Origin of the sequence: Streptomyces capoamus, assembly GCF_014654935.1 — a bacterium.
GTDB lineage: Bacteria > Actinomycetota > Actinomycetes > Streptomycetales > Streptomycetaceae > Streptomyces > Streptomyces capoamus.
This window is the reverse complement of sequence record NZ_BNBF01000001.1, coordinates 364,215-369,730: the sequence shown is the minus strand read 5'-3', so window position 1 is coordinate 369,730 and position 5,516 is coordinate 364,215. Positions and strand designations below refer to the sequence as shown.

Below are 5,516 nucleotides of genomic sequence, written 5' to 3'. Positions count from 1 at the left end.
ACAGGGACGGCCGGCACGGGCCGGTGGACCCGCTGGGCCAAGGACTCGCCGCACAAAGGTAAAGAGAAGCCGAACGCGCTGACAAGGGGTCAGATGGCACTGGCGTTCGGGGGTCCACCGGCCTCGCGGCACCCGGAGGAAGGAGCGCTCATGGGCCTCCGGAACGCCAGAGCCGCAGCCGGCGACCGGCCGCCTTCCCTCCGCTTGCCCTCGATCGTGCCGCGGGCCGTGCATCTGCGTCAGCAGGTCCCCCGCTCCCGCACACTACCGCTCAGCTCCGGGGCTCGACTCCTGTCGGTCCCAGGTCAGATTGCGCCAGGTAAGGCTGGTGTACCTGACCCGCGCCCATCCCAGATCGTCCGGATGGAGCTTGCGCGCGTGGGGGCTTCGAGCAGGCGGGGCTGCCAGATAGGCGTCCACCCGCGGTACGCGCCAGCGCAGGCGATGTTGCCGCAGACGTGCCTCATAACGGCCGAGATTCGTGTTGCACGGCTTGCAGAGGAGCCCCCGAACGCACCGCGGGCACCCCGCACAACACGTGTGATCATGATCGATCTGCCACCAGATCGGCCCGTCCGCAGCACTGTCCCCCGGGCTGTCGTCGCAGAGCGGACAGTAGTCGTTCTGGACTCTCAGGATCGCGTTGACCCGCTCGACGGAAAGACCGAACCGCTTCGCCTGCCGTACGGCCGGGCCGCAATCGGAACAGAGGTCGCGCCCGTACTTCCGCTCGTCCGCGTACACCCACTCATCGCATATCCGGCACATCCCGGGATCGTCGTCGACCCAGTCCAGTCCACTGTCCACGCAGTCGACGTTAACCCGCGGCACTGACATGAAGCCCCGCCCTGAGGATCCCGTCTCGCCGTCGGCGACGAACCGTGCCGGGCATCGCTCCAACAGCCCCAGAAACTGCCGCAGATCATCGGCCACCTCGTCGAGCTGCGGTTCGTCCAGCGACGCCGTCCGCGTCCGGTGAACCGGCCCATAAGGGACCACGACGTACAAGAGCCCGCCGCCGTTCGAGCCGATGACCGGACCGTGGACCGCCTGATCCCCGTCGACATCGACCGCGCCGTGCTCCTGGAGTCGCAGCAGGACGTCACTCGGCGGATCACGGAAGCAGCCGATGCCGACGTCGACCCAGGTGATGCCGCCGATGCCGTCGTGGAAGGTGTGTGACTTCGTCAGCTCGCCAGGCGTTGCCCCGTAACTGCTGGTCGCAGCGGACCGGTAGTCCCTACCGGCGTCAGCCGAAGAGGAGGTCGACGTCCTTCTCGATGCAGTGCTGCAGGACGATCACCAGCCGGCGGGCGTCATCCGTGTGCCGTTGGAGGAGCGCGTCGGCGCTTCCGCCCTGAGGCTGGTCGGCGATCTCCTGCAAGCGGGGCAGGATCTCGGCGCACTGGGCCGGTCTGAGGTCGGGGCCGTCGTCATCGGGGTGATTGAGGAGGGGGGCCAGGGTGGTGGAGACGTGGCTCCACGGGCGGTGTCCGCCGAAGCCGTGCATCTCGTCCAGTGCGAACCCCTCGGCCCGTGCCAGCCACCGCCGGAACGCTCCGAAACCGGTGTAGGACAAGGAGACGTCCGGGCTGCTGGTGTCATCGTCCCCTGGGAACAGAACGAGCCCCACATGTCCTCCTCGCTGATCGAGCACACAGGATCGGTCCCGGGGAAGGGCGCCAGCAACTGAAATGATTCCGCGGTGGCTGGTGTGTTCACGGCGTCGTGAGACGTCCTGGACAGCCCCACTACGCTGAGCTTTCGGCAGTCGGGCAAACGCATCACCGCGCTGCGGCATGAGGGCGCCGACCCGGTCCGCAAGGGTCGGCCTCGGGGTCCGCCACCGGAGGACCGAGTAGGACAACGCTCAGGAGTCGAGGTAGTGGTAATCCGCACAGGGGAAGCCGATCACCAGGGCGCCACCGTGGACCCTCCACTCGCTCATGCCATCTCTGCCTATCCTCCGGTGGGCCTCCGCCATGGGACAAGATCAGACTGACGTCCCAGGAGGTGTCCAAGAGCCAAGGCGATCTCGGTGGGGCCGTCGGTGAAGACCCAGCCGCGCAGCGCGGTGCCTTTCGCTGCGAGCATCTCGGTCATCTTCAGATGCCAGTGGTGATGGACATATCGAATGAGAGCCTCGTACACCTCCCGCCGATCGGGGATGTTGCCCGATCGAGTGGCGAAGACAAGCGCACCCACGCAGTGTTCTCGGGCAGCCGGGTTCCCCGGCAGGACATACTCGTCATGTCGGCCGTCGCGTGCGGCCGCCAATGCCTTCTCCCGCGTACCGGCCAGGTGTCCGGCCATCGGCAGGATGAGAGCCATCCGCCGCGCGCCTGCGTCCGGCCCCGTGAATGCATGCCACTCCGGGCCTTCGGTCTCCGGGTCTCGTACCAGCACCTCGCGCAGTGTGCGCACGTCTTGGACATCGGGCTGGCGGGTAAGTCCGCTGTGCAGGCGGAGAGCCTCGAAGATGCCGACACCGTCCTCGTGGGACTGCCTTATCAGGCGGAGTGAGGTGTGCCGCTGGTCCCGGAGGAGGTCGCCCAGCAAGTAGGCATCGTGATGGCGCGCAGTTACGTACAGGGAGACGTGTTCGTACGGCTGCTCCGCCTCCAGGATCCGGGCCTGGATGAGGCGGTGCGCGAAGCGGACACGGTCGAAGGAGTTGCCGGCGTCCTGTTGTTCGCTCCTGTTGTCGCGGCCGAGAAGCTCGGAGACATTCACAGTGAAGCAACTGGGGTGCCGCTCCAAGGCGTCGGCCCGCAGTGCGCGCAGCCGCGTGACGTCCCACCCTCGTTCGCTGACGATGACGACGATGCCCACCCCCTCTTTGCCGTGGAGCAAGGTGGCGCACACCGCGAAGACCAGCACGGCGGCGACGGCGACAGCCGCGAGCCACCACAGCTTCGCTCCCACCCCCGGCACTGCTTGGACAAGATTGGGCAGCAATCCCACTGCGAGACCGGCTGCTGCGGATGCTAAGACCGTCAACAGACCCTGCGCTGACGACAAGAACCGCAGCAACCACGTCACTCTCTGAGACGCCACAAGCTCCCCGATCCCCTGTCACGCCGTACGCCCAGACGCGCGCCGTCGGTTCTGTACACGCAACGCTGCTTGCGTCTCACATGACGCCAGTTCGAGGATTGTAGGCAGGCAGAGCTGCCCCTGGGCGAATGGGCATGCCCAGGAGGACGTCACCCTCCCATCAGCCGAGCACCGAACCTCCCGTCCCGCAGCGCTGAGTACTGACGTTTCACCACCCCACCGCGTTCTGCGACCTGGATTCCGACATCCCAACCCAACGCGGGGAAATCCCACTGACTCGTCCTGCCCCGAGCCGGCATGATGGCCGCACGCATAGACCAGCCTCGAACTATGGTGCCCCACCACATGTGCCCCTGACCTGCGTCTTCCTACCGTGTGCGGACACATACCCGTCCCCACCGCACATGAGGAAGTGACGGATATGCCGCCCCAGCGGCCTCAAAGTCAGCACGCAACCAGCACGGGAACTCAACGCTGCCGGGTGTGCGTCATTCGAGGACTCGACGCAGCGTCAGGAAAGACATATTGGACGACCAGCGAATCTCACAGCGCGTAGTCAACATCTCGACTCGCGGGCGATTCTTCCTAGCGCCGTCGATAGCGGTACGCAAGCCAACGGCGCCGATGTAAGCAGGACCCGTGAGGCGGTCACGGCCAGACTGAGCCCGAGCCAGGAGGAATGCACCGACCGGCGGGACCAACTCGGCGAGCCCGAGAAGAGCGCAAGCGGCCGGGGCGACTCCCTGTCGCCCCAGGCAGCCGACGCCGTACGGTCGAGAATGGCAACGCTGTGCGCGTCTACGTCTACGCCGACCACGGGGAACCGGTCCTGACTGCTGGCGACTCCCTCAGCAAGGAGACCGGAGTGATCACCCGCGCCGGCCCATGGGCGCTCCGAACCGGACGAGCCCGTGGGCGTGCTACCTCACCGACGCGCACAAGGCCTCGTACCGGGCCCGATCAGGTGGTGAAGTCCTCGACCGGCTCGACCTGACGGTGGATTTGAGCTGCCCGCCACGGACACCGACAGCTTCGGTGCTCCGGCTTCGACCGGCTCGCCGATCATTGGCCTTGCGGTGCCAGGCGGCCCATCGATCGTGACAAGCGACTCGACCAGGCAGGGCACTCGGCCGATGTCGGGACCGCACACCCCGACTGACTGCGCCGCCGGCCTCGACGAGGTGGTCAAGGGTGTCGGAGCCGGAGTCCTATCGGTGGCCAAGGCCGCCGTTCACGCATACCTGGTACTCCCGGAGCCAGATCGCCACCCACCAGGTGCGCCGCTGATTCCAGGCAGTGCTCACGACGAATGAAAGGGAGCGGAGCCGTCCTGGTCCAGTGCGTGCGCGGAAGGTCGCCTTAGGGGGACCATGGAAGCCGAAGCACGCCGTAGGTACGGCAGGGCCACGGGCTGGCGCGAGCGGAGGCCCTTGTGGCCCGGCGCATGGAAGGGGTGCCCGTGTGAGCGCAGCCGATGGGCGTCCGGGTGACGCCGGCCAGCCGGAGGGGCGATCGTGGCAGCCGAGTGGGCTGATGGATCTTCTCGGCGTTGCTGCGGTGCTGTTGGATGCCGATGGGCGGATCGATTTGTGGAGCCCGGAGGCCGAGGACCTGTTCGGCTATACCGCTGACGAGGCGCTTGGGCAGTACGCTGCGTCGCTGCTCGTTCACGAGCAGCAATCGGACCTGACGATCAAGCTGTTCGCCGAGGTCATGGCTACCGGGGAGAAGTGGGCCGGGGCCTTCCCCATCCGGCACAAGGACGGCAGCACTCGCTTGGTGGAGTTCCGCAACATGCGGCTGCTGGACAGCCTGGGTGACTTCTACGCGCTTGGTCTGGCCACCGACAGGTCAAAGCTTCGGAAGGTCGAGAGGGACGTCGCCCTGTCCACCCGGCTGATTTCTCAGTCGCCCATCGGGCTGGCGATTCTCGATACCCAATTGCGGTACGTCGCCGTCAACCCCGCTCTGGAGGGGATGCACGGCATTCCCGCGGAAGACCATCTGGGCCGGCACTACCGCGAGATCATGACCTCGGCGAAGTTCGAGGGCCCGGAGGTCGGGATGTGGCAGGTCCTCAAGACCGGTGTCCCCATGGTCGACGAGTACACCATCGTCGGCCACACCCCCGCCGACTCGAACGTGCACGCCTGGTCGATCTCGCTGTACCGGCTGGACGACCCCCAGGGGCGGGTCATCGGGGTGGCCGACCTGGTGGTGGACGTCACCGACCGTTACCAGGCAGCCACGGAGGCTGCAGAGGCGCGCCATCGCCTGGCCTTGATCGCCGACGGCTCTGCCCGCATCGGCACCACCCTGGAAGTGGAACAGACCGCCCGAGAGCTGGCCGGCGTCACCGTTCCCGAGCTCGCCGACATGGCCACGGTCGACGTCCTCGACTCCGTCCTCCAGGAGCACCGCCTGCCCTTGGGCGACGGTCCAGTGCTCTTCCGCGCCCT

Annotated in this window: 5 protein-coding genes; 2 read left to right on the top strand and 3 right to left on the bottom strand. The window is 66.9% G+C overall.

Annotation, left to right across the window (positions count from 1 at the left end):
• Positions 1-264: 264 nt before the first annotated feature.
• The gene (locus IE312_RS44090; protein WP_368859986.1) at positions 265-768 is read right to left on the bottom strand and encodes an endonuclease domain-containing protein; all 504 of its coding nucleotides are present in this window, start codon (positions 766-768) and stop codon (positions 265-267) included.
• 273 nt (positions 769-1,041) lie between these two features.
• Here IE312_RS44090 and IE312_RS01740 point away from each other — a divergent pair, with 273 nt between their 5' ends.
• Positions 1,042-1,182, top strand: coding sequence for a hypothetical protein (locus IE312_RS01740; RefSeq protein WP_189977585.1), 141 nt, complete (start codon positions 1,042-1,044; stop codon positions 1,180-1,182).
• Positions 1,183-1,249: 67 nt separating this feature from the next.
• Here IE312_RS01740 and IE312_RS01735 read toward each other — a convergent pair whose 3' ends face one another.
• Together IE312_RS01735 and IE312_RS01730 are read right to left on the bottom strand one after the other, a co-directional pair.
• Positions 1,250-1,633, bottom strand: coding sequence for a hypothetical protein (locus IE312_RS01735; protein ID WP_189977583.1), 384 nt, complete (start codon positions 1,631-1,633; stop codon positions 1,250-1,252).
• Between the two features lie 326 nt (positions 1,634-1,959).
• Positions 1,960-2,925 (bottom strand): hypothetical protein, encoded by a 966-nt coding sequence (locus IE312_RS01730; RefSeq protein WP_189977581.1) that lies wholly within the window; start codon positions 2,923-2,925, stop codon positions 1,960-1,962.
• A 1,593-nt stretch (positions 2,926-4,518) separates the two neighbouring features.
• Between IE312_RS01730 and IE312_RS38505 the strand changes: the two genes are divergently transcribed.
• Positions 4,519-5,516: PAS domain-containing protein (locus tag IE312_RS38505; protein ID WP_370467504.1), on the top strand; the 998-nt coding region annotated here is incomplete at its 3' end.

Excerpts from the sequence above, each read along its gene's own strand:
- IE312_RS44090 (WP_368859986.1), bottom strand. The coding sequence starts at position 768 with ATGTGCCGGATATGCGATGAGTGGGTGTACGCGGACGAGCGGAAGTAC.